Origin of the sequence: Erythrobacter rubeus (assembly GCF_014705715.1) — a bacterium.
Taxonomy (GTDB): Bacteria; Pseudomonadota; Alphaproteobacteria; order Sphingomonadales; family Sphingomonadaceae; genus Erythrobacter; species Erythrobacter rubeus.
The window spans coordinates 2,174,457-2,197,037 of sequence record NZ_JACXLC010000001.1; the positions used below are offsets into that span (position 1 = coordinate 2,174,457).

The 22,581-nt window shown below is 62.4% G+C and carries 19 protein-coding genes; 12 read left to right on the forward strand and 7 right to left on the reverse strand.

From position 1 onward, the window contains the following. Positions 1 to 71: 71 nt before the first annotated feature. From serS to IB285_RS10790, 3 genes are read left to right on the forward strand one after another with little or no spacing between them, the layout of a single operon-like run. Positions 72 to 1,352: a serine--tRNA ligase gene (gene serS, locus IB285_RS10780; RefSeq protein WP_190788181.1), complete on the forward strand. Its 1,281-nt coding sequence runs from the start codon at positions 72 to 74 to the stop codon at positions 1,350 to 1,352. Then, entirely contained in the window at positions 1,352 to 2,116 is a 765-nt protein-coding gene (gene surE, locus IB285_RS10785; RefSeq protein ID WP_190788182.1) for a 5'/3'-nucleotidase SurE, read from the forward strand. Before serS ends, surE begins: the two co-directional genes overlap by 1 nt. Before the next feature lie 20 nt (positions 2,117 to 2,136). Next, complete coding sequence (locus IB285_RS10790; protein ID WP_190788183.1) at positions 2,137 to 3,228, forward strand: potassium channel family protein; 1,092 nt, start codon at positions 2,137 to 2,139, stop codon at positions 3,226 to 3,228. Positions 3,229 to 3,234: 6 nt separating this feature from the next. Here IB285_RS10790 and IB285_RS10795 read toward each other — a convergent pair whose 3' ends face one another. After that, entirely contained in the window at positions 3,235 to 3,633 is a 399-nt protein-coding gene (locus tag IB285_RS10795; RefSeq protein WP_190788184.1) for a DUF1761 domain-containing protein, read from the reverse strand. A gap of 67 nt (positions 3,634 to 3,700) precedes the next feature. Between IB285_RS10795 and rimO the strand changes: the two genes are divergently transcribed. From rimO to IB285_RS10825, 6 genes are all read left to right on the forward strand, one after another. After that, complete coding sequence (rimO, locus tag IB285_RS10800; RefSeq protein WP_190788185.1) at positions 3,701 to 5,074, forward strand: 30S ribosomal protein S12 methylthiotransferase RimO; 1,374 nt, start codon at positions 3,701 to 3,703, stop codon at positions 5,072 to 5,074. A gap of 79 nt (positions 5,075 to 5,153) precedes the next feature. Then, positions 5,154 to 5,957: a transglutaminase-like domain-containing protein gene (locus IB285_RS10805; RefSeq protein WP_190788186.1), complete on the forward strand. Its 804-nt coding sequence runs from the start codon at positions 5,154 to 5,156 to the stop codon at positions 5,955 to 5,957. 99 nt (positions 5,958 to 6,056) lie between these two features. Further along, positions 6,057 to 7,520, forward strand: coding sequence for a glucose-6-phosphate dehydrogenase (zwf, locus tag IB285_RS10810; protein WP_190788187.1), 1,464 nt, complete (start codon positions 6,057 to 6,059; stop codon positions 7,518 to 7,520). Next, positions 7,513 to 9,321, forward strand: coding sequence for a phosphogluconate dehydratase (gene edd, locus IB285_RS10815; protein ID WP_190788188.1), 1,809 nt, complete (start codon positions 7,513 to 7,515; stop codon positions 9,319 to 9,321). The genes zwf and edd overlap by 8 nt, the downstream gene beginning before the upstream one ends. Before the next feature lie 4 nt (positions 9,322 to 9,325). Next, positions 9,326 to 10,321, forward strand: coding sequence for a glucokinase (locus tag IB285_RS10820; RefSeq protein ID WP_190788189.1), 996 nt, complete (start codon positions 9,326 to 9,328; stop codon positions 10,319 to 10,321). After that, a complete protein-coding gene (locus tag IB285_RS10825) occupies positions 10,318 to 13,107 on the forward strand; it encodes a phosphoenolpyruvate carboxylase (protein ID WP_190788190.1) in 2,790 nt (929 codons plus the stop codon). The genes IB285_RS10820 and IB285_RS10825 overlap by 4 nt, the downstream gene beginning before the upstream one ends. A 14-nt stretch (positions 13,108 to 13,121) precedes the next feature. On the opposite strand, the gene tilS is transcribed toward IB285_RS10825, so the two are convergent. From tilS to IB285_RS10850, 5 genes are all read right to left on the reverse strand, one after another. Then, on the reverse strand, positions 13,122 to 14,123 hold the full coding sequence (tilS, locus tag IB285_RS10830; RefSeq protein WP_328705910.1) for a tRNA lysidine(34) synthetase TilS: 1,002 nt from the start codon (positions 14,121 to 14,123) through the stop codon (positions 13,122 to 13,124). A gap of 21 nt (positions 14,124 to 14,144) precedes the next feature. Further along, positions 14,145 to 15,131, reverse strand: coding sequence for a tetratricopeptide repeat protein (locus tag IB285_RS10835; protein WP_234033125.1), 987 nt, complete (start codon positions 15,129 to 15,131; stop codon positions 14,145 to 14,147). A 214-nt stretch (positions 15,132 to 15,345) separates the two neighbouring features. Further along, positions 15,346 to 16,200: a helix-turn-helix domain-containing protein gene (locus tag IB285_RS10840; protein ID WP_190788191.1), complete on the reverse strand. Its 855-nt coding sequence runs from the start codon at positions 16,198 to 16,200 to the stop codon at positions 15,346 to 15,348. Between the two features lie 132 nt (positions 16,201 to 16,332). Continuing rightward, positions 16,333 to 18,603 carry a phosphoenolpyruvate--protein phosphotransferase gene (gene ptsP, locus IB285_RS10845; RefSeq protein WP_190788192.1) on the reverse strand — a complete coding sequence of 757 codons (2,271 nt, stop codon included), beginning with the start codon at positions 18,601 to 18,603 and terminating at the stop codon, positions 16,333 to 16,335. A gap of 174 nt (positions 18,604 to 18,777) precedes the next feature. After that, the gene (locus IB285_RS10850) at positions 18,778 to 18,933 is read right to left on the reverse strand and encodes a YdcH family protein (RefSeq protein WP_190788193.1); all 156 of its coding nucleotides are present in this window, start codon (positions 18,931 to 18,933) and stop codon (positions 18,778 to 18,780) included. Between the two features lie 191 nt (positions 18,934 to 19,124). Between IB285_RS10850 and IB285_RS10855 the strand changes: the two genes are divergently transcribed. Together IB285_RS10855 and IB285_RS10860 are read left to right on the forward strand one after the other, a co-directional pair. After that, a complete protein-coding gene (locus IB285_RS10855; RefSeq protein WP_190788194.1) occupies positions 19,125 to 19,322 on the forward strand; it encodes a YdcH family protein in 198 nt (65 codons plus the stop codon). A gap of 181 nt (positions 19,323 to 19,503) precedes the next feature. After that, complete coding sequence (locus tag IB285_RS10860; protein ID WP_190788195.1) at positions 19,504 to 19,992, forward strand: DUF1465 family protein; 489 nt, start codon at positions 19,504 to 19,506, stop codon at positions 19,990 to 19,992. A gap of 23 nt (positions 19,993 to 20,015) precedes the next feature. Here IB285_RS10860 and glpK read toward each other — a convergent pair whose 3' ends face one another. After that, positions 20,016 to 21,485, reverse strand: a complete 1,470-nt coding sequence (glpK, locus tag IB285_RS10865; RefSeq protein WP_190788196.1) for a glycerol kinase GlpK — start codon at positions 21,483 to 21,485, stop codon at positions 20,016 to 20,018. 145 nt (positions 21,486 to 21,630) lie between these two features. On the opposite strand from glpK, the gene IB285_RS10870 reads away from it, so the two are divergent. Then, entirely contained in the window at positions 21,631 to 22,515 is an 885-nt protein-coding gene (locus IB285_RS10870; RefSeq protein WP_190788197.1) for an MBL fold metallo-hydrolase, read from the forward strand. Positions 22,516 to 22,581: the final 66 nt, after the last annotated feature.

The window sequence follows — 22,581 nt, forward strand, 5'->3', positions numbered from 1 at the left end:
CGGGCGCTCTCCGGCCCCAACCCCTTCTGCGCACTTTCAAATGTCATGCGAAGCGGGCATAGGCGCTCCCCATGCATGATATCCGCCTGATCAGGGACGATCCCGAAGCTTTCGATGCAGCGCTTGCACGCCGAGGCATCGACCCGGTGGCCAAGGGCATCCTCGCGCTGGACGAGGAACGCCGCGCGGTGGCAACCGAGCTGCAAGAGGTGCAGGCCCGCCGCAACGAAGCCTCGAAAGCAATCGGGCAGGCCATGGGTCAGGGCGATACCGAGAAAGCGGAAGCGCTCAAGGCCGAAGTCGCTCAGATAAAACAGGACATGCCCGAGCTCGAAGCGCGCGAGAAGGAGCTGGGAAACAAGCTGCAATACGCGCTGCTATCCCTACCCAACGTTCTCGACCCATCGGTGCCGGATGGCGCGGGCGAAGAAAACAATGTGTTTTTGCGCGAATGGGGTGAGAAACCGCATTTCGACTTCGAGCCGCAGGAGCATGCCGACATGGCGCCGGCCCTCGGAATGGATTTCGAAACCGGTGCCAAGATTTCGGGCGCGCGCTTTACATTTTTGCGCGGCGATATGGCGCGTCTGCACCGTGCGCTGGGTCAATTCATGCTCGACACCAACACGCGCGAGCATGGCTTCACCGAATGCAATCCGCCGCTCCTGATCAATGAAGAGGCGGGATACGGCACAGGGCAATTGCCGAAATTCGCAGAGGATCTGTTCCGCACGACCGACGATCGCCTGCTGATTTCCACATCGGAAATGGTGCTCGGCAATTCGTTCCGTGAACAAATTTACGCTGAAAGCGACTTTCCAATGCGCTTGACGGCGCTCACGCCCTGCTTCCGATCCGAAGCGGGCGCCGCCGGGCGCGATACGCGCGGTTTCATTCGCCAGCACCAGTTCGAAAAGGTCGAGATGATCGTTGCTGCGCTTCCCGAAGATGCAGCGCAAGAGCATGAGCGGATCACATCGATTGCCGAGGGACTGCTGCAGGCGCTCGGTCTGCATTACCGCGTGATGGCGCTGTGCGCAGGCGACATGGGCGCTACCATGATGAAGACCTACGACCTTGAGGTCTGGCTTCCCGGGCAAGGTGCCTATCGCGAAATCAGCTCGTGTTCGAATGGAGGGACTTACCAGCCGCGGCGGATGAACGCCCGCTACCGGCCGGAAGGATCAAAGAAAACCGAGTATTTTCATCTCTTGAACGGCTCCGGCCTGGCCGTCGGCCGGACATTGGTCGCGGTGATCGAGAATTACCAGCAGGCCGATGGCAGCGTTATCGTGCCCGAGGCACTGCATCCCTATATAGGCGGGCTGACCAAGCTGGAGCCGACCACCTGATGCGTATTCTCCTCACCAATGACGATGGCTACCACGCCCCCGGTTTCGAGGTGCTGGAAGAGATCGCGCGGCAGTTTTCCGACGATATTTGGGTCTGCGCCCCGTCCGAGGAGCAGTCGGGCGCAGGGCATTCGCTGACGCTCAATCATCCGGTCCGTCTCCAGCAATTCGCCGAGCGCCGCTTTGCCGTCACCGGCACCCCGACCGACAGCGTGATGATGGCCCTGCGCGAGGTTATGGATGGTCCGCCGGATCTTATCCTCTCCGGCGTCAATCGCGGAGCCAATCTGGGCGATGACATCACCTATTCGGGGACGGTATCCGCCGCTATCGAAGGCGCGCTCGCCGGAGTCAGAGCGATCGCGCTGAGCCAGGTCTATTCACGCGAGAGCGCGGGAAATGGGGACCTGTTCGCCGCTGCGCGCGAGTGGGGGCCCAAAGTGCTCAAGCCGCTGCTCGATGCCCCGTTCGACGATAGAACACTCGTCAACATTAACTTCCCACCCCGAGCGCCGGATGACGTGCAAGGCATCAGGGTCGTCCGCCAAGGCTTTCACGATTATTCACGCGGCTCCATCGTCGAAGGCAAGGACCCGCGCGGTCACCGCTATTTCTGGTTTGGTCTGCACGCCATCGAGCACACCCTCGACCAAGGCACCGATCTGGAAGCGATCGATGATGGCTATATTGCCGTTACGCCGCTTCAACTCGACCTGACGCATCATTCATCGCTCGATGCGATGGCAGCACGGTTTCGGGATTAGGCGGCGCGGCAGGGGACACCATGGCAAAACGCGAAACCGACCGCATCTTCACGGCCAAGCCGGACAAGGTTGTCGCTGCGAGCAAGTTCAAGCCGCTGCGCCGCGCAGTGAAAATCCCGGTCTGGGGCGATCTCGGCATCCGCATCGGCCTTGCACTGTTCCTCATCTTTATCGTTGTGATGATCCACTGGTTCGATCGCGACGGACTGGTGGACAGCGTCGATGGCGAAGTCAGCTTCCTCGACATCGTCTATTTCACGATGATCTCGATCACGACGACCGGGTTCGGCGACATTGCTCCGGTCACCGACAGCGCGCGCCTGATCGAAGCGGTGATCGTGACGCCGATCCGGTTCGCGGTCTTTTTCATTTTCGTGGGCACCGCCTACAATTTCATTATCAAGCGCAGCTGGGAGAAATGGCGAATGGCCCGTATCCAGGAGAAACTTTCCGGTCATGTGGTCGTGCTGGGCTACGGCATTTCGGGCTCGCAAAGCGTCGAGGAACTGATCGAGCGCGGCACCGATGCCCGCAAGATCGTGGTGGTCGATCCCAGCGAAGAACGCCTCACAGCCGCAGAGAAGCTGGGCGTCAATGTCATGGCCGCCGACGCAACTCGCGACGAGACACTGAAAGCGGTCCGCATTCAGGAAGCGCAGACTGTGCTCGTGTCCGCGGGGCGTGACGACACCTCTATCCTCATCGTGCTCACGGTGCGCCACCTCGCACCGAAAGTACCGATCAGCGTGGTCGTGCGCGCAGACGACAATGAACTGCTCGCGCGTCAGGCAGGCGCGAACAATGTCATCAATCCGGTCCGATTTACCGGTTTGCTGCTCGCAGGCTCGGCCAAAGGCGCGCATATCGCCGAATACCTTTCAGACCTCGCCTCCGTCACCGGCCGCGTCCAACTAGTCGAACGGGTGGTCAAGGAGGAGGAATGCGGCAGCTCGATCGCCGAGCTAAGCAGCGGTGGCCGGGGCCTGCGGATCTACCGCAACGGGCGCGCGATCGGGTATTGGGAAGAGGAATGCCAGAGCCTCCAACCCGGCGACGTCATCGTCGAAATCGTTGCGACAGAGAACGGTACAACCCAAGGCGACGGGCACTAAAGCCGCTTAGCGGAAGAGCACGAACACCCCGCCCATCGCTGCCATGCCGACGAGGAAGTGGCCTGCATCGATGAGGAAATGTGTGAAGGTCTTGCGCAGATAGAGGTAGTTGATCCCGATTGCCGGGATCATCACGCCGACTGCAAAACCGACCGCCATCATCATGATCACATGCGGTGCCGGATTGGTGCGCGCAAGCAGGTGCCAGAGCACCATTGCGATCAGCATTTCGAACAGAAATGTCAGTCCGAAAATCAGAAACATGTTTCCGGATTGGACCTGCTCGTCCGATATCCCGGCTGCCTTCTGCCACGCCTTACCGAAGATGACGCCGTACCAGAGCGCGCCTACGACGAAGAATGCCGCGGCACCTGCAAGCACCGGCCATAGTGCAAAATCATCCATCCTGGTCCTCCCTGCCGTTTGACTAAGCTAGCGCAAAACGCTGTTGCGGTGTAGAGGGCCGCGCATCATGACCGTTAGCAGTACCACTCTCCCTGATCAGAAACGCGTCGGCATGGTCTCGCTCGGCTGCCCCAAGGCGCTGGTCGATTCCGAGCGCATCCTCACTCGCCTGCGCGCGGACGGGTATGCGATGTCGCCCGATTATGCAGGCGCGGATGTGGTGCTCGTAAACACATGCGGCTTTCTAGACAGCGCGAAAGAAGAAAGTCTTTCGGCCATTGGCGAGGCAATCGCGGAAAACGGCAGAGTTATAGTGACCGGATGCATGGGCGAAGAAGCCGACGCGATCCGCGCCGCGCACCCTCAGGTACTCGCAGTCACAGGGGCGCACCAATACGAGCAGGTGGTTGAGGCCGTCCACGAACACGCGCCGCCCAGCCAAGGCCCCTTCGTCGACTTGATCCCGCAGCCTGATATCAAGCTGACCCCGCGCCATTACAGCTATCTGAAAATCTCGGAAGGCTGCAATCATTCCTGCGCGTTTTGCATCATCCCGCAGCTTCGCGGAAAGCTTGCCAGCCGCCGGATCGATGCGGTCCTTCGCGAGGCGGAAAAGCTGGTCGCCGCAGGGACTAAGGAATTGCTCGTCATAAGCCAGGATACGTCCGCCTATGGTGTCGATACCCGGCATGAGGAACGCGACTGGAAAGGTTCGCCCGTCCGCGCGCACATGACCGATCTCGCCCGTGAGCTCGGCCAATTGCGCACCGCCGATGACCGCGCCCCGTGGGTTCGTCTGCACTATGTCTACCCCTACCCGCATGTCGACAAGGTCATTCCGTTAATGGCTGAAGGCCTGCTGACCCCGTACCTAGACATTCCGTTCCAGCACGCCTCGCCCCGGGTGCTCAAGCTGATGCGCCGCCCCGCAAACGAGGCCAAGGTGCTCGACCGCCTCAAGGCGTGGCGCGAGATATGCCCGGACATCGCGGTGCGATCCTCTTTCGTCGTCGGCTTCCCCGGTGAAACCGAGGACGATTTCGAATATCTGGTGGACTGGCTCGAAGAGGCGCAGCTCGACCGTGTTGGAGCATTCCGGTTCGAACCCGTCGAGGGTGCAGCCGCCAACGACCTGCCAGATCCAGTGCCCGAAGAGGTGAAAGAAGAACGCTACGCCCGGCTCATGGAAGTAACCGAGCGGATCAGCGCGGCCAGACTGGCGGCGAAAGTCGGACGGACCATTCCGGTCATAATCGACGAAGTCGGCGAGGCGGACGAAGATGGCGATATCGGCGCCACCGGGCGCAGTCAGGCAGATGCGCCGGAAATCGACGGTGCAGTATACCTGCGCAATGTGCCGGGCACATTGGCTGCGGGCGATGTCGTCGATGCCGCGATCGAGGACGCCGATGCACATGATCTGTTCGGCGTGATCGCCTGATCACACGTCAACTTGCGCTTAATTCAGCTGCAGTGCCCGTAATCGGGAACCACTAGGCCTGCGGACCCTTGGCTAGGTGATGGCCATTCAGATCAAAACCAGCTTCGCCTTCGAGACCGAGCAGCCCACCGACGCGCTTTTGCAGTTCGAAGCGGCGGCGCTGCCGGAACAGGGTATTGTCTCGGCGAGTACCGAACTGAGCGATGCCGAGCACTTGGCACGGGTCGCCGCGCAGGATGATATCGGAGAGCGCATCTGGATCCGTTCGAAAGGACGTTTCGAGGTAAGCTACGAAGCGGTGGTCGAGCCTCGGCGTATTGCGACCGACCTCGCGCCGCTATCCGCGCTCGACCCGCATGATCTGCCAGGCGAGGCGGTGCAGTACCTGCTCGACTCCCGCTATTGCCATGCGGACCGGTTCCAGAATTTCGTGTCTTCGGAATTTGGCGAAAGCAGCGGCGGCGAGCGGATAGACGCGATTTCGCAGTGGCTTCAGCAGCACTTCAGTTACTCGCCCGGCGCCAGCAATCCCTCGACCACCGCGATCGACAGCATGATCGCCAGAGAGGGCATCTGCCGGGACTACGCTCACGTTCTCATTACGCTCGCTCGCGCTTCGACCATCCCGGCGCGCTATGTCGCCTGCTATGCGCCGGGCGTCACCCCGCCCGATTTTCATGCAGTAGCGGAGGTGTTTCTGGCCGATCCCAGCCGCGATGACGGAGGGGCATGGCAGATCATCGATGCGACGGGGATGGCCGACCCTGCCAAAACCGCCAAAATCGGCGTCGGGCGCGATGCCGCCGATGTCAGCTTCCTGACGACATTCGGGCGCAATCAGTTTCTGTACTCCAACGTCGAAGTGACCGAGCACGAAGACTAGCACGGGACTATAGCCCCTACGCGTGCATCTCGCTAATATTGCTGGAAAGAGGCGCGGAATCCCCTTCCCGGCCCCCTGCGAACAGAGGAAATACGCTTTATGGTCGCACCAGCGATTACGGCAGATCGCCTGCTTTTGTTTGGCGCCACCGGCGATCTGGCACGACGGATGCTGCTTCCCAGCCTGTGCGCTCTCGATGCCGATGGATTGCTGACCGAGAATCTGCGGATCATCGGCACGGCGCGGAGCGAGATGGACGACAACACGTTTCGCGATATGGCGCGCGAGGCGCTGGAGACGTTTCTGCCCGCAGAGCGACGCGGCGGCATGGCGACATTTCTTAATCGACTGTCGTATCAGGCGCTCGATGCGACGACTCTGACAGGATATGAAGCCCTGGCGGAGAAGGTTGGCCCTTCCGACAACGCCAACGAAGATGGGGGGCTCGCCATCTTCCTGTCGACCGCGCCGAGCCTGTTCGGTCCCACCATCGCCGGGTTGAAACATGCTGGTCTGACAGGCGACCATGTCCGCATCGGCCTCGAAAAGCCGCTTGGCACCGATCTGGAATCGAGCTGCGCAATCAACGATGCGGTGGCCGATGCGTTCACCGAAGACCGGATTTTCCGCATCGATCACTATCTCGGCAAGGAAACGGTCCAGAACCTGCTGGCGCTGCGCTTTGCCAATATCCTGTTCGAGCCGATCTGGAATTCCAACTATATCGAGCACGTCCAGATAACGGTCGCCGAAACTGTCGGGCTGGAGGGCCGCGTCGCGTTCTACGACGATGCCGGGGCACTGCGCGACATGGTGCAGAACCACATGCTGCAATTGCTCGCTCTTGTTGCGATGGAGCCGCCGACCAGCTTCGATGCCACCGCGGTGCGCGACGAAAAGGTGAAGGTCCTGCGCGCGCTGCGCCGGGTCGAGGCGAACGAGACGGTTACCGGCCAGTACCGTGCAGGCGCGATCAAGGGCGAAGCGGTGCCCGGCTATGACGATGAACTGGGCAAGGAAAGCGACACAGAAACCTTCGCCGCGATCAAGGCGCATGTCGACAATTGGCGCTGGAAAGGCGTCCCCTTTTACCTGCGCACTGGCAAACGGCTTCCGGAACGCGTGACCGAAATCGTCGTGCGCTTCCGCTGCGTGCCGCATTCGATCTTCGAACAGATGGGCGCGACCATGCAGCCCAACAGCCTCGTCATCGGCATTCAGCCGGAGGAGAACATCACGCTGTCGCTTATGGCGAAAGTTCCGGGATTGGGCGTCGATGGCGTGCGGCTGCGCGAAGTTCCGCTGGAAATCACCATGCCCGATGCCTTTGTCGGTCAGCATCGCCGCATCGCCTACGAACGCCTGCTGCTCGATCTGATCAACGCCGACCAGACCCTGTTCGTCCGCCGCGACGAGGTCGAGGCGCAGTGGCACTGGGTCGATGCCATTCGCGAGGTCTGGGAAGCCGCCGACATCAAGCCAAAAACCTATGGCGCCGGAAGCTGGGGGCCGAGCGCGGCCATCGCCCTTGCCGAGCGGGACGGAGTTAGCTGGCATGAATAAGCTCAACGATACCATTCACCGCGTGACCGAGCGGGTAATCGAGAATTCGCGCGGCCCCCGTTCATCCTATCTTGAGCTGATGCAGCGCGAAGCAGATCGCAAACCCGAACACAAGGATATCGCCTGCTCCAACCTTGCCCATGCTTTTGCCGGTGCGCTTGAGGATCAGGACGCGATGAAGAACCGGCGCGGGCCGAATATCGGCATCGTCACCGCCTACAATGACATGCTTTCCGCGCATCAACCCTATGGCCGTTATCCGGACCGGATGAAGATCTACGCCCGTGAAGTCGGCGCCACGGCACAAGTCGCGGGCGGAACCCCGGCCATGTGTGACGGCGTAACACAGGGGGAAGACGGGATGGAGCTGTCGCTCTTCAGCCGCGATATCATTGCCCTGTCGACCGGGGTTGCGCTCTCGCACCAGATGTATGACGGCATCGCCTGCCTCGGCATTTGCGACAAGATCGTGCCGGGCCTGCTAATGGGTGCGCTGCGCTTCGGCCACTTGCCCGCGATATTCGTGCCCAGCGGACCGATGCCCAGCGGCATTTCGAACAAGCAGAAGCAGGAAACCCGCCAGAAATACGCCGCGGGCGAGATCGGGCGCGACGAGCTGCTCGAAAGCGAGCTCGGTTCGTATCATTCACCCGGAACCTGCACGTTCTACGGCACGGCCAATTCCAATCAGATGATGATGGAAATGATGGGGCTGCACGTGCCCGGCAGCGCCTTCGTCACGCCCGGTACAAAGCTGCGGCAGGCACTCGATCGCGCCGCCATGCACCGCCTCGCTGAACTCGCAGGCACGACGACGCGCACCCTGGCGCAGGTCGTCGACGAAAAGGCGATTGTGAATGCGGTCATCGGCCTGCTCGCAACCGGCGGGTCGACCAATCACGCGATCCACATCCCGGCGATGGGCCGCGCAGCTGGCGTGATCATCGACTGGAACGACATGGCCGAGCTTTCGAGCGTCGTCCCGCTCCTCGCGCGGGTCTATCCAAACGGGTCGGGCGATGTGAACCACTTTCACTCGGCAGGCGGCATGTCGTACATCACCCGGACCCTGCTCGAAGAGGGACTGGCGCATGGCGACCTTCTGACCGTCTGGGACGGCGGGATGGATGCTTACACGGCCGAGCCGGTGATCGGTGATGAAGAGGCACTCGCATGGGCCCCGGTGACCGAAACCCGCGACGACACAATGCTGCGCTCCGCTTCCGATCCGTTCCAACCCGATGGCGGCATGCGGCTCGTCACCGGCAACCTTGGGCGGGCCTGCTTCAAATCGTCCGCGGTGGCGAAGGAGCGCTGGACAATCGAGGCACCGTGCCGGGTTTTCGAGAACCAGAAGGATGTGGTCGCGGCTTTCAAGGCAGGCGAGCTCGACAAAGATGTCGTGGTCGTCGTGCGGTTCCAGGGGCCGCGCGCCAACGGCATGCCCGAACTGCATTCGCTCACCCCTTCACTCGCCGTCCTGCAAGATCGCGGGCACAAGGTCGCGCTCGTCACCGATGGACGCATGTCCGGGGCCAGCGGGAAGGTTCCCAGCGCGATCCATTGCACGCCCGAGGCGCTGGGCGGGGGACCGCTGTCACTCCTGCAGGATGGAGACGTGGTAAGGGTGTGCGCAGAAACGGGAACGCTGTCGACCGCTGCCGATCTGTCCGCTCGCACGCCCGCGCCCGAGCCTCAGCCTGAATGGGGCGTCGGCCGCGAAATGTACCGCATGCTGCAAAACCAGGCCGACAGCGCCGAAAAGGGCGCATCGGCGATCCTTGCAGGCGCGGGTCTGTAACACGGTGAGCGGCGGCGAAAAAATCGTCACGGTCGATATCGGCGGCACGCACGCCCGTTTCGCAATTGCGACGATCGACCCACTCGGTGTGATCACCCTCGATGAGCCGATCACCCTCAACACAGATGACCACGCCAGTTTTGAGACAGCCTGGGAGCACTACCGTGAACGGATGGGCGGAACGCTCCCCGGTAGTATCGCCATGGCGGTCGCCGGGCCGATTAGTCCCGATCTCATCCGTTTCACCAACAATCCCTGGATCATCCGCCCGCTCATGATCGAGAGCAAGCTGGGATGCTCGCAGGCGGCGATCGTCAACGATTTCGAGGCTGTCGCACATGCCGCCGCCAGAGCGCCGGGCGATGATTTTCTGCATCTGGCCGGCCCGGAGGTCACGCTGCCCGCTTCCGGCACGATCAGCGTTCTCGGCCCCGGTACGGGCCTTGGCGTGGCCTATTTCCACCGGAGCACGGATGGTGCCTACCGCGTGCAGGCGACCGAAGGCGGGCACGGAGATTTCGCTCCAGTGGATGCGATCGAGGATGCCATCCTCGCGCGTCTCAGAAAACGGCACACCCGCGTATCGGATGAACGCGTCGTTTCGGGCCCGGCGATCACCGATATTTACGCCGCGCTCGCCGCAATGGAGGGGCGCGCGGTGAAGGAAAGAAGCGACGTCGAGATCTGGACGGCGGGCACGAATGGCGAGGACACCCTGGCCGCCGCAGCGGTTGACCGGTTCTGCCTTGCGCTGGGTTCCGTTGCGGGCGACATCGCCTTGATCCAGGGCGCGGAGGGTGTCGTGATTGCTGGCGGACTCGGATATCGTATCCGCGAAACGCTGCGGGCGTCCGGCTTTGCCTCGCGGTTTACTGCCAAGGGACGGTTCGCGGGATTGATGGCGTCGCTGCCGGTCAAGCTCATCACCCATCCACAGCCCGGCCTGCTCGGCGCCGCAGCGGCCTTCGCTCAAGAATATCTCGGAGAAAATCGCGCATGACCCTGCCGCTCAAATCCACCGCCGATCTCAGCGCGCGCCTTCAGGAACTGCACGCACGTACGCGTGAGACACCGCTGTTCAACCCGGTGTTTCAGCTGGGGCTCGATCTGTCGCGGGCGCTGGAAGCAGGATCGACCGATCTCGATGCGCTGGAGGCGCTGGTGGAGGAACTCGAGTGTTCGGGCGTCGAAGCGCGTGCCAAGCGGCTGCAACGGCTTGTCGCTCCGGTCACGCCAGAGGCCAACCACTCCGCCCTTTCCGAGGCGCTATCGGCAACGAGCGATTTCGAAGATTTCCGAAAAGCGTGGGAGAGCCCCCGGCTGCATGCCGTTTTCACCGCTCACCCGACATTTCTGCTGACGCCTGTTCAAACCGCCGCCGTGGCTGAAGCCGCAAGCACCGATGCTCCCGTGACGCGCTCCGTGTGCACGCCGCATTCCGAGCGGCCCGAGATCACGCTCGATTACGAACATGGAGAGGTGAGCAAAGCCCTGGCCAACGCGCAGGACGCGCGGGCGCAGATCGTTCGTGACACGCTGACGCATGCAGCCAGCAAATGGCCGGACAAATGGCTCGACCTCGATCCCCTGCCGTTCCGGTTCGCAACCTGGGTCGGATACGACATGGATGGGCGGACTGATATCAAGTGGTACACCTCGATCCGTTTCCGACTGTCGGAGAAGGCCGAGCGGCTGCGCCGGTTCGCCGATGACCTCGCGCAGATCGATGCCGATCACGAGATCGTCGAAACTCTGCGCGCCGGCTCGGACCATGCGGCCCGCAGTGCCGAGGATTTTGCGGGCGATCTGTCCGAACCCGAAGCCCTGTCTCAGGCCGCCAACCGGCTGACCTACGATCATCCCGACAAGCTGACTTCGCTGGCTGCGATCATCGAGCGGCTCGAAAACGAGGCGCGCTTGGCCGAAGACAGCGAGCAGGCTATTGCGCTGAAAACGCTCGCCTCGTGCATGCGCGCCGACGGCCTCGGGATGGGCCACATCCATTTCCGCGTGAACGCGAAACAGCTGCACAACGCCATTCGCAGCCGCCTGACCGATCAGCCGAACCTCGACCTCGCCAGCAAAGGCGCGATGGCCGCTTTGCGCACGCTGCTCGCCCGGATCGAACCGATGCGCACCAATTTCGCCAGCCTCGCCATCGAAAGCTCGACAGCGATCCGGCAATTCCTGGCGATGGCGCAAATCCTCGAACATATCGATGCCGATACGCCGATCCGGATGCTGATCGCGGAATGCGAGCAGCCGTCGACAATCCTTGCCGCACTCTATTTCGCGCGAGCTTTCGGCATTGAGGACATGGTCGATGTCTCCCCGCTGTTCGAAACCGAAAGCGCTCTCGAACATGGGGGCCGCTTCCTCGATGCGCTGTGCGCGGAGGACCAATATCGCAATTACGTCCGCCTGCGCGGTCGCGCCTGCATTCAGACAGGTTTCTCCGATGCAGGCCGATTTGTCGGACAGATTCCGGCGAGCCTCGCTATCGAGCGCCTACAGGGCCGGTTCGCGCAGGCGATGGCCAAGAACGATCTTACGGATGTCGCCGCATTGATCTTCAACACCCACGGCGAAAGCATGGGACGGGGCGCGCATCCGGGCGGGTTCGAGGAACGCCTGACGTGGCCGATGAGCGCATGGGCCCGCGATCGGTTTGCTCGCTCGGAGATCGAGCTGGAGCCCGAAGTCAGCTTTCAGGGCGGCGATGGCTATCTGTTCTTCGCACGGCCGGAACTGGCGCTCGCGACACTCACCCGTATCGCCTGCGCGCCGCGCCACGATCCGAAAGCGGCGAAGGATCCGTTTTACGACCGGACCGACCTCAGCCTCGATTTCTACCGCGCGATCCGCGCCGACCAGCGGCGCCATCTGCGCAGCGCAACATATTCACGCGCGGTGACCGCTTTCGGTCTGGGCTTGCTGAATTCAACCGGGAGCCGGGTCTCGCGCCGCCAGTCCGATATCTCCGCCGACCGCGACATGAACCTGCGGCAGATCCGGGCGATCCCGCACAATTCCATTCTCCAGCAGCTAGGCTACCCGGTGAACGTGATTTCCGGCATCGGCAGCGCTGCGGACGGCAATTACGAAGATCTCGCCAGCCTCATCGAATCGAGCCGGCGCGGGCGGCAATTGATGGGCCTGGCGCGTGCTTCGAACGCGCTGGCCAGTATCAAAACTGTCGCCGCGCACGGCGAGCTTTTCAACTCGGCCTATTGGGCGAGCCGCCCCTATCGCGGGACCGAGCCGCATCTTTCGGCGGCGTGCGAGACATTGGCCGAGTTCCTGACGAAGGATGATCGCACAGGCGTTTATCGGAGGCTCGCATCGCGGCTGCGGGTCGATGCACTTAAATTCCACCGGCTGCTGGACCTGCTGCCCGCCGAAAGCCGCGACAGCGAACGCGAGAATACGCGGCGAATGATCGGGGCGGCACAGTCCGTTCGGCTCGCCTTGATGCAGCACATTTTCCTGAAAGCGGTCTCGGTCCCGGTTTTCAGCCGCGCAAACGACGTGAGCCGCGAAGATGTGCTCGAAATGGTGTTCTCGTTGCGGATCGACGAGGCGCTTGCGCAGATGCGCCGGGCCTTCCCGACGCACTTTCCGGAGCCCGGCGATTTCGCGATGGATGCGCCTGCCGATTACCCGGACGCCTCCAGCGAAGGGTACGCGCAAATCGGCAGGGACTTTATCGATCCGATCGAACGCGCCTATGCCCTGATGCTGCGCCTGTCGGTGAGCATCGCCAACCAGTTTGGCGCTCATGGATAAACGCCCGGACCCGTCTAACCTGCGCTGCGAGGGGGCTCCGGGCTGAAACGCCAGACGCGCATGGTCACGCCCGTTGGCTCGATCTTTTCGGTGCCCGGGATTGCGAGCACCCCGGCGAGCGATGCATTCTCGCCGTTCCATAGCCGATCGAAAGCCATCCCGGCCTCGCTGCGCGTTGTCGCTCCGCCAAGCTCGGCGATGATCCGGCAGATCGTTTCGATGGATATCGCGCGCGGGACGTTGGCGTAGTAGCGAAAGCCGCGCCCCTGCTCATCGGAATCGGGGACGACGTGTGTTTCCCAGTCTTCCGCGGCAAACCACTCGATAGCGCGCCAGGCATCCTCGAGATGCTCGGCGCTGGCGGCAAGCGCCTGGCTGTCGATCCAGTCCTGCTCTGCGAGAAACCGCCGCATTCTTGCCCGGTCGAATTGCTCATCGGCGTTCGATGGATCGCGCACCGGTTCGATACCCGCCTGCGCTACGACACTTTCCAGCTCGGCCTTGCTCCAGCGCAGCAGCGGGCGGAACAGGCTCCCGCCCCAGCCGGGAATCTCGGTGGTTGATCGAATGCCCGCGAGGCCGGGTACTCCGCTGCCGCGATTGAGGCGCATGAGGAGAGTTTCGGCCTGATCATCGGCATGGTGTGCGGTCATGACTGCGCTGACCCGCGCCTCGTCATGCCACTGACCAAGCGCGAGGTATCTCGCCGCGCGCGCGTTCGACTGAAGGTTTCCTTCGGAGACCTCGACGTTCAGCACTGTATGCTCGACACCCAGCTTTGCGCAGATATCGGAAACGAAGTCCGCCTCGCTGGCGCTCTCTTGGCGAAGGCCGTGATCGACGGTCGCGGCTGCAACTTTTCCGCCGCCGCTTGCCGCATGCGCCAGTAGAAGCAACGCCAGGCTATCGGGCCCACCGGAAACTGCGACGCCCAGCCGCGCATCGGCAAATCCGAAACGCTCCAGCGTGGCGCGGAACCGCGCGATCAGCTTCGGGTCAAGCTCGGTATCAATCAGCGCCCCCTTGAGCCTGCATGGTCAGGCTTCGCAATTGATCCTACGGCGATTGGCCTCGTACTGATCGAGCAGACGCCCGCTGGCCACAGCAGGGTAGGTATCGCCGAATTCGGCAAGCGCGATGCACGCGCGGCGGGTGTCTTCCATCGCGATCATCGCCTCGGCGAGATAGAGCAGGCTGTCCGGCGCGCGCGGTGCAGTTCGGTCCGCCTGGTAGTTGCGCAGGAACCACCGCGCGGCCTCTTCCGCCATGCCGTCATCCAGGAATGCGCGGCCCAACAGATTGCGCCCCCAGGTAACGCGCCAGTGGTCCGGATATTGCTCCACAAAACTCGACAGCTGTTGGCGGGCCTCAGGGTAGAAGCCCGCGTTCCAAAGGCGGAAGCCGTAGGAATATTCATCGTCCGCGGCATCGCCGGTCTGCGGCTTTGCGATCTGCTGAACAGCTGCGAGCCGCTCTGCGCTCGGGCCGGTCTGGGGGTCAGCGGCGCTTTGATCAGGTTCAGCGGGCTCAGCGGACGATGCGCCGCCCGTCATCGCGTCGAGATTGGTTTCGGTCGAAGGCAGGTCATCTGTATCGACGGTGCTCGCGACGCTTGCGCCTGCGGCAGGAGCCGCCTCAAGAAGCGCCAGGCGGCTTTCCATTTGCGTTATCGAGTTGGTGTTCTCCTCACTGAGCGCGGTGAGACGCTGCAACTGGCTTTCCATCGCATCAAGCCGCGCAAGGATGTCGGTTACGGCAGTGGTCGATGGTGCGTTCGGTGAGGACTGGTTACCGGTGCCCTGCTCCGAGGTGATCTGCGGTTCAAAATAGCGCTCATCGCCGCCCGGAAAGACCTGGCGTTGCAGCGCGCGGATCTCCGCTTCGATCTTGCGGACGCGCGATTCCGAGACGCCGTCTTGCGCCATCGTAGGCACGGGCGATGTCGCCACCGTCGCGGCGATGGCGAATGCCGCCCCAGCGCGCATGACGGTGCCTGAAATTTTCGATCGAAGAGCGATTTTCATGAGCCTGCCTGCTCCTTCTCTTAATGTGTGCGCGCGGCTGTTTCCGAGGTGGCGTTGCACGCTGCTGAATGCTCGCATCAGCCGCTCTTTCCCGAAATGGCGTGTGTGCCGGACCGAGCATCAATGTCAGCCGAATCTGTGCCGCCTACGCTCTGCCAAGTCGAGCGCAGTGGTCGCCAAAACAGTGGGAAAGGCTGCTAAGCCGTTGTCCGCTTCAGTTTAGCTGCGGCGGAGCCGCGGGTCCGGTTTCGGCCCTTGCGAGCAGAGCGGCGGCAGATATCGGCGTGTCGCCGAGCGTGATTGGCTCATCCGCGAGCTTTGGCACTTCCTGCCCGTCAATTGTGATCGCAAAGGCGTCTGGCCGCCCCGTGTTTATAAGGGGAGCCTCGGAGTCCGCCGGCACTTCGAAAGTATCGCCGCTTGCCATCTGGGCCTCGAAGAAACGCTCGCCATTATCCTCGTAAAAGCGGACCCAGACCCCGTCCTCAAGCGCAGTAAAGACGACCTTACCTTGAGGGTCGATACCGGGCCCGGCTCCGTCCGTACCTTCGCCGTCTTCGGACGCGGCGAGCTGTTCAGCCGCTTCATCCTCCTCCGTCTCGGCAACTAGCGGGGCCGGTGTGGTGCCTGCTCCGAAATATGTCTGGTAGAAAGAGAATACACCTATGGCGAGAATGATCGCGGCGGCAGCGCCGAACCATGCGAGACCCGCCGATGGAAGCTTGGCCGGATCGCCCGGTTCCATACCGCCGGCGAGTGCGGATTGCCGGGCGTGGCCTTCAGCCAGTTCCTCTCGGACGAGGTCAGTGACATCGCCATCATCAAGGCCGACTGCGCGCGCATAGGTTCGCGCAAAACCGATGGCGTAAGCACGGGAAGGCAGTTCGTCGAAAGCACCATCCTCGATGGCCTGCAAATGCCGGACGGGAATGCGGGTTTCGGCGGCAATATGATCGAGCTCAAACCCTTTTTGCTCGCGCGCGGCACGCAAATAGCCGCCTGCTGTCGCCTGTGCCTCTTCAGGCTCGGCGATCAGGTCGTCTTCGCTGCTGTCGTGCTCTTCTGTCATGATCCTGCCCGTTTGCGCGCGGGTCTAGACGTTTTTGGTGCCCGGCACACCATATTTTTCGGTCACTTCTGTCAACGATTCGAAAAGCAGCCGGGCGCTCGCTCAGGGCATTTCACCTCCGGCCGCCGCCGATCAATCAGTATCGATATCTCTTGCGGCAGCCCACGCGGAAAGCTCTTCGCGCAAATTGACCGACGGGTCCATCAGCCAGCCCGACATCGCATCGCCGAGCTCGGCGAGATCGACCTTTCGCACCAGTTCCTTGATCGGGCCGACCGCGGCCGGTGTAATCGACAGGCGGCGAAAACCGATCCCCAGCAGCGCGAGAGCCTCCAGCCGCCTTCCGCCCATCTCACCGCATACCGCCATATCGACACCGCTGCCGATCGAGGATTGCATCACCCGCCGGAGGAAACGCAGGATCGGGACGCTGAGCCAATCGTAGCGCTCTGCCAGCTTCGGGTTGGCGCGATCTGCAGCAAACAGGAACTGGGTGAGATCATTGGTCCCAACGGACAAAAAGCTGAGCTTGGGCAGCAGCAGATCGAGCACTTCGGCGAGCGCCGGGACTTCCAGCATGGCGCCGTAATGGATCGCTTCGGGTAGCAGCTTTTTCTTCGACCTCAGAAACGCCAACTGCTCGTCGAAAACCTTTTTGGCAGCGTCGAATTCCCACGGCTCGGAAACCATCGGGAACATGACGTAGAGCGAGCGCCCGCCGCTCGCCTCCAGCAGCGCACGCGCCTGCGCCTTCATCAGACCCTCTCGTGTCAGAGCAAGTCGCAATGCGCGCCATCCCATCGCCGGGTTCTCGTCATTATCAGCGATGTCGGAGGCGAGGTAAGGCACGGACTTGTCACCGCCGATATCGACCGTGCGGAAGATCACCGGTTTTTCGCCAGCCGCATCGAGGACGTCACGGTAGAGCCGGGTCTGCCGCTCGCGCTGCGGCAAGGTCGCTGAAACCAGGAACTGGAATTCGGTCCGAAAGAGCCCCACCCCGTCCGCGCCGGTCATGGCGAGCGAACTGATATCGTCGCGCAGGCCTGCATTCATCATCACCTGAATGCGCGTGCCGCAGCGGGTGAAGGGTTCCACATCGCGCAGCTCGGCATAGGCTGCCTGCTTCTCGCGTGATTTCGCAAAGCGTGCCTCGAACGCCTCGGCGACCGACGCGGTAGGGCGAATGGTGGCAGTTGCCGCGCTTGCATCGAGCAGGACTTCATCGCCGTCCCGGATGATGCCGCGAATGCCATTCGCCCGACCGAGGACCGGCACGCCCATGGCCCGCGCCACGATTACGACATGCGCGGTGAGCGAGCCTTCTTCGAGGATGACGCCCTTCAGCCGCCGCCGATCGTATTCGAGCAATTCCGCCGGACCCAGATTGCGAGCGATCAGGATCGTATCGCGGCGAAGACCCTGCGACGCCGCCGTGCCCAGCTGACCGGACACGATACGCACAAGGCGGTTCGCCAGATCCTCCAGATCGTGCATGCGGTCCGCCAGCAGCGGATCATCGATCTCGCGCATCCGCATGCGCGTGTGCTGCTGAACCCGCTCGATCGCAGCTTCGGCGGTAAGGCCGCTGTCGATCGCTTCGTTGATCCGCCTCGACCACCCTTCGTCATAGGCGAACATCTTGTAAGTCTCGAGGACCTCCTCGTGCTCGCCGCCTATGCCGAATTCGGCCTGGCCGGTGAGATTGTCGATCTGCTCACGCATCTTGTCGAACGCGCGGTAAACGCGCTGACGTTCGGCTTCGATATCGTCGGCCACAACCTGAGTGATTTGCACACGCGGCTGGTGATACACGGCATGACCCACGGCAAGGCCGGTCACCAGGGTAAGGCCGGAAACCGTCTGCTGGCCCGTCTTGCCCTCGATCAGGCCGCGTGCTTCCTCTTCATCGACCAGCTCGGCGTTGGCTATGAGCTCGGACAGGACCATGGCGGTGGTCTGCAGCGCCTCGATCTCGACCTCTTCGTAACGGCGCGGCTCGACATGCTGGACACACAGCACGCCGACCGCGCGTTCGCGGTAGACGATCGGTACGCCTGCGAAGGAGTGGAATTTCTCTTCGCCGGTTTCGGGCCTGTACTGGAAATCGGGATGTGCTTTCGCCTCAGCGAGGTTGAGCGTCTCGACATTGTCCGCGATCACGCCGGTCAGACCTTCCCCGATGGCCATGCGGGTGACGTGGACCGCGCTCTTGTTCAGACCGCGCGTCGCGAACAATTCGAGGCTCCCTTCGCGCAAGAGATAGATCGAGCACACCTCGCTCGTCAGGCTCTCGCCGACGATCTCCACCACGCGATCAAGCTTAGCCTGCGCGTGCAGGCGCGAGGCCATAACCTCGTGAAGGCTCGTGAGAATCTGGCGTGCTGAAGCGGCGGCGGTCATTGTAGTTTCGGCTTAGGCAGTCCGGCGCGCAAAAGCAAAGCCAAGCGGTGCGGCCCGCGCTGCCTCGCGCATTGCGACCGGACTGCCCGCGCATTCCGAAAGCGCGGCGTGCACGAAAGCTCGCAATCGCTCCGGAATTTGCCGTCGGTCAGGAAGTAAGCGAGCGTGCGCCCGTCAACATCGACGGATTTCTTCCTTCAATCGCAGCTTGTGCTTTTTGAGCTGTTGGATCGTCGCAGTATCAGGCACGGGCCGGGCCATTTCTTCGCGAAGCTTGGCTTCGAGGCCGGCATGTTTGGATTGGAGTGCGTTGACGTGGGACGATGCCATACAGGTTCTCCTTTAGATCGGGGGAATGCCCCCGGGGGAACGACTCGGCACAAGGCGGCCGGGCCGCTAATTTCGATGAAACCACAGTTGGGTTAACTTGCAAAGCACTTCATTTGGGTGAAACGGTGTGTGCGCGTAATTGCGCGGCAAATGGTTGGCGCAGGCAGCGCGAGAATAGGGAAACTGGTCGAATGAATGAGCAAGAGCTGGTCAAGACGCTGGAGCTGCTCAAATCGGAGCACCGCGATCTCGATGCAGCGATCGGGGCGCTCACTGAAGCAGGGTCTTCCGACCAGCTTCAGATCGCCCGGCTGAAAAAAAGAAAGCTCCGTCTGAAGGATCAGATTTCGATCATCGAGGATACGCTGCTGCCCGACATCATCGCGTGATCGCCCAAATTTCCGGCGTCATTTGATGGACTTCGGCGAGATTGCCGCACGCAGCGGGCACCTCGTCTCATGAACGCCCGCGCATTTCTGTCCCGCCGAGAGACGAAGTGAAATTTTGCGCGGATAGTAACCATACCCGTATGGCCCTGCGTGCAATCGCGGCGTAGCGAGCCATGCAGACATGGCCCGCACAAGCAATCTTTCTCGCCCGATAATCGAGGCACTCTACAGCGAAGCGCTCGTCCTAGCCGACGAAGTGCGCGCGGTTTTCGCGCTCGGTACGCGGGAGCCAGCCACTGGCGAAGATCCGAGCACAAGGCTCGCTCTGTCCACAGAGGGTCTGAAGACCACCACACGGATGATGCACTTGCTCGCATGGCTGCTGAACCAGCGGGCGTTCTTCTCGGGCGAATTGAGTGACAACCAGGTGCGCAATCACGGCGCGCTTCCGCCCGATAGCCCGGCCGATCAGAAACAGCTCGACCTGCTCGAACCTGAAACATGCGCGCTGATCGCCGAGACCGAAGCACTGCACCGGCGCATCGCGCGGCTGGACCGCGCGTGGAGGCAAGGTTTCGACATGGGATCGCCGGTCCGCGTCTTCCAGCACCGGATCGGTCAGGAATTCTCGCGCATGGAATTGCGCCAGCCCGGCCCCGCGCAGCGCTAAATCAGGCCCCGCGCAGCGCTGAATTAGGCCGCGGCGAGCGCTTTCGCCCAACTTTCCAGCCGCGCCGACCGGATATCCTCGCTCATGTCGGGCTCGAACCGCGTAAGCTTGCCGCGCATGGCATCGGCCGCTTTCTGCAAATCCGGGTAAAGCCCCGCCCCGGCCGCCGCCAGCATCGCCGCACCGAGAGCGGTCGTCTCGACGAAATCCGGTCGTTCAACCGGAAGGTTCAGCACATTGGCTAGGTCCTGCGCCATCCAGGTGTTGGCCGCCATACCACCGTCGATCCTGAGCGTTTCCCAAGCGGTACCATCTGCAGAGAATGCTTTCGCGAGATCGTGCGTCTGATGCGCCATCGCCTCCAGCGCGGCGCGCGCCAATTGCGGCTTTCCGCTGGCAAAGCTCAAACCGGAGATCACGCCGCGCGCTTCCGCTCGCCAATGCGGGGCGCCGAGCCCTGCCAGCGCGGGTACAATCGTGACTCCGCCTGAATCGGGAATTGAACGCGCCAGTTCCTCGGTCTGGCTCGCCACTTCGACAATGCCGAGCGAGTCGCGCAGCCATTGGACCAGGCTTCCCGCGACGAATACGGAGCCTTCGATGGCATAGGTCCGCGTCCCGCCAATCTGCGACAGCACTGTGCCGAGCAGGCGATTGTCGGAATGCGGGATCGCTGAACCCTGGTTGGTCAGCACGAAAGCGCCGGTGCCATAGGTCGCCTTGGTCTCGCCAGGTGAGAGACAGGCCTGCCCGATGGTGGCAGATTGCTGATCACCCGCCATGCCCGCGATCGGGATCGAGCGCCCGAACAGCGAACGGTCGGTTTCGGCGAGCGCGCCCGACATATCGATAACTTCGGGCAGTGCGGCGCGCGGCACGCCGAAAAGGTCGCACAGCCCTTCATCGAATTGCGCGCCTGCCAGCTCGAGCAACAAAGTGCGGCTCGCATTACTGGCATCGGTGACGTGCATGCCGCCGGTCAGCTTGAAGGTCAGCCAGCTTTCGACGGTGCCGAATGCCAGCGTGCCCTTGTCCGCCGCGGCCCGGACCTCCGCCACATTGTCGAGGATCCAGCGCATTTTCGTGCCCGAAAAATAGGGATCGAGCAGTAGGCCCGTGCGCTGTTGCACGGTCTCTTCATGCCCGGCCTTGCGCAATTCCGCGCAGAACGGCTCGGTCCGCCGGTCCTGCCACACGATCGCGCGCGTCAAAGGCTCGCCGGTGGATTTGTCCCACGCGACCACGGTTTCGCGCTGGTTGGTGATGCCGATCGCCGCAATCGCGGCCGCGCCGCCAGCCTTGGGGATGACGTCGAGCGCGCATTCAAGCGTCTTGTCCCAGATCTCCGCCGCGTCATGCTCCACCCATCCGCTTTGCGGATAGTGCTGAGTCAGCTCGCGCTGCGCCGACGCGACGAAAACTCCGTCGCTCGCAAACAGCATCGCCCGGGTGGAAGTCGTGCCTTCGTCGAGGACAAGGATGTAGTCGGACATGTTTTCTGCGCCACCGTTTCGCTGCTTGAGCGTAGCGGAATTCTCGGCAACGCCCCTCTCTTGGCATGCAGAGCTAAATCGCTCGCGCGGTCACCGCAAGTGGATGACCTCGACAGACCCCCTGCCGGGCTCCATATGGAAAGGTATGGCAGGCATCCCTCCCAAACCATGGCCTACGGGCGAGGCCGAACAGCTCGAACCGCTGGTGCAGCGCGTGCTTGCTCCAAACCCCTCCCCCTACACCTACACCGGCACGCAGACCTATGTGGTCGGAGCGGGCGCGGATGTGGCGGTAATCGATCCGGGCCCCAATGACCCTGCACATATCGAAGCGATTATGGCAGCGGTTGGCGATGCGAAGGTCATCGCAATCATGTGTACCCACACACACCGTGACCACTCACCCGCTGCTGCGCCCTTGGCGAAACTCACGCAGGCACCGATTGTCGGCTGCGCGCCGCTGGTGCTCAAGACCGATCTGCCGCGCGCCGATGAGGCGTTCGACACCACTTATGAACCTGACCGCGTGCTCGAAGATGGCGAGCAGATGCGCGGGACCGGCTGGACGCTGACCGCTGTCGCGACGCCCGGCCACACGTCCAACCACCTCTGCTTCGCGCTCGAAGAGAGCGGCGCTCTGTTCACCGGCGATCACGTGATGGGCTGGTCGACGAGCGTGGTAATTCCGCCCGACGGCGACATGGGCGATTACATGGCGAGCCTCGAAAAGCTGCAGGCGCGCGAGGACACGGTCTATCACTCGGCGCACGGCGCTGCGATTACCAAGCCCAAACAATTGGTGCGCGGCATGATCGGCCACCGGCGCCAGCGCGAGAACCAGATCTTGCGGCTTATGGGCGAACAGGCCCGGCCCGTCTCCGCCTTTATTCCGCAGATGTATAAGGGGCTGGATGAGCGGCTTATCCCTGCCGCAGAAATGAGCGTGACCGCACATCTCATCGACCTGGAAAAGCGCGGCCTTGCAGGCCGCTCGCACGAGGCTGGCGTCGAAATCTGGCGTACGCGCTGATTGCCGAATTCGCTCGAAATTGCGCGCGGGCCTCCCTAGATGAAGCGAAATATTGTTACTGAGGGC

Bases quoted from the DNA above. Each gene is read 5' to 3' on its own strand.
- serS (WP_190788181.1), top strand. From the start codon at position 72: ATGCATGATATCCGCCTGATCAGGGACGATCCCGAAGCTTTCGATGCA.
- surE (WP_190788182.1), top strand. From the start codon at position 1,352: ATGCGTATTCTCCTCACCAATGACGATGGCTACCACGCCCCCGGTTTC.
- IB285_RS10790 (WP_190788183.1), top strand. From the start codon at position 2,137: ATGGCAAAACGCGAAACCGACCGCATCTTCACGGCCAAGCCGGACAAG.
- IB285_RS10795 (WP_190788184.1), bottom strand. From the start codon at position 3,633: ATGGATGATTTTGCACTATGGCCGGTGCTTGCAGGTGCCGCGGCATTC.
- rimO (WP_190788185.1), top strand. From the start codon at position 3,701: ATGACCGTTAGCAGTACCACTCTCCCTGATCAGAAACGCGTCGGCATG.
- IB285_RS10805 (WP_190788186.1), top strand. From the start codon at position 5,154: ATGGCCATTCAGATCAAAACCAGCTTCGCCTTCGAGACCGAGCAGCCC.
- zwf (WP_190788187.1), top strand. From the start codon at position 6,057: ATGGTCGCACCAGCGATTACGGCAGATCGCCTGCTTTTGTTTGGCGCC.
- edd (WP_190788188.1), top strand. From the start codon at position 7,513: ATGAATAAGCTCAACGATACCATTCACCGCGTGACCGAGCGGGTAATC.
- IB285_RS10825 (WP_190788190.1), top strand. From the start codon at position 10,318: ATGACCCTGCCGCTCAAATCCACCGCCGATCTCAGCGCGCGCCTTCAG.
- IB285_RS10835 (WP_234033125.1), bottom strand. From the start codon at position 15,131: ATGAAAATCGCTCTTCGATCGAAAATTTCAGGCACCGTCATGCGCGCT.
- IB285_RS10840 (WP_190788191.1), bottom strand. From the start codon at position 16,200: ATGACAGAAGAGCACGACAGCAGCGAAGACGACCTGATCGCCGAGCCT.
- ptsP (WP_190788192.1), bottom strand. From the start codon at position 18,603: ATGACCGCCGCCGCTTCAGCACGCCAGATTCTCACGAGCCTTCACGAG.
- IB285_RS10850 (WP_190788193.1), bottom strand. From the start codon at position 18,933: ATGGCATCGTCCCACGTCAACGCACTCCAATCCAAACATGCCGGCCTC.
- IB285_RS10855 (WP_190788194.1), top strand. From the start codon at position 19,125: ATGAATGAGCAAGAGCTGGTCAAGACGCTGGAGCTGCTCAAATCGGAG.
- IB285_RS10860 (WP_190788195.1), top strand. From the start codon at position 19,504: ATGGCCCGCACAAGCAATCTTTCTCGCCCGATAATCGAGGCACTCTAC.
- glpK (WP_190788196.1), bottom strand. From the start codon at position 21,485: ATGTCCGACTACATCCTTGTCCTCGACGAAGGCACGACTTCCACCCGG.
- IB285_RS10870 (WP_190788197.1), top strand. From the start codon at position 21,631: ATGGCAGGCATCCCTCCCAAACCATGGCCTACGGGCGAGGCCGAACAG.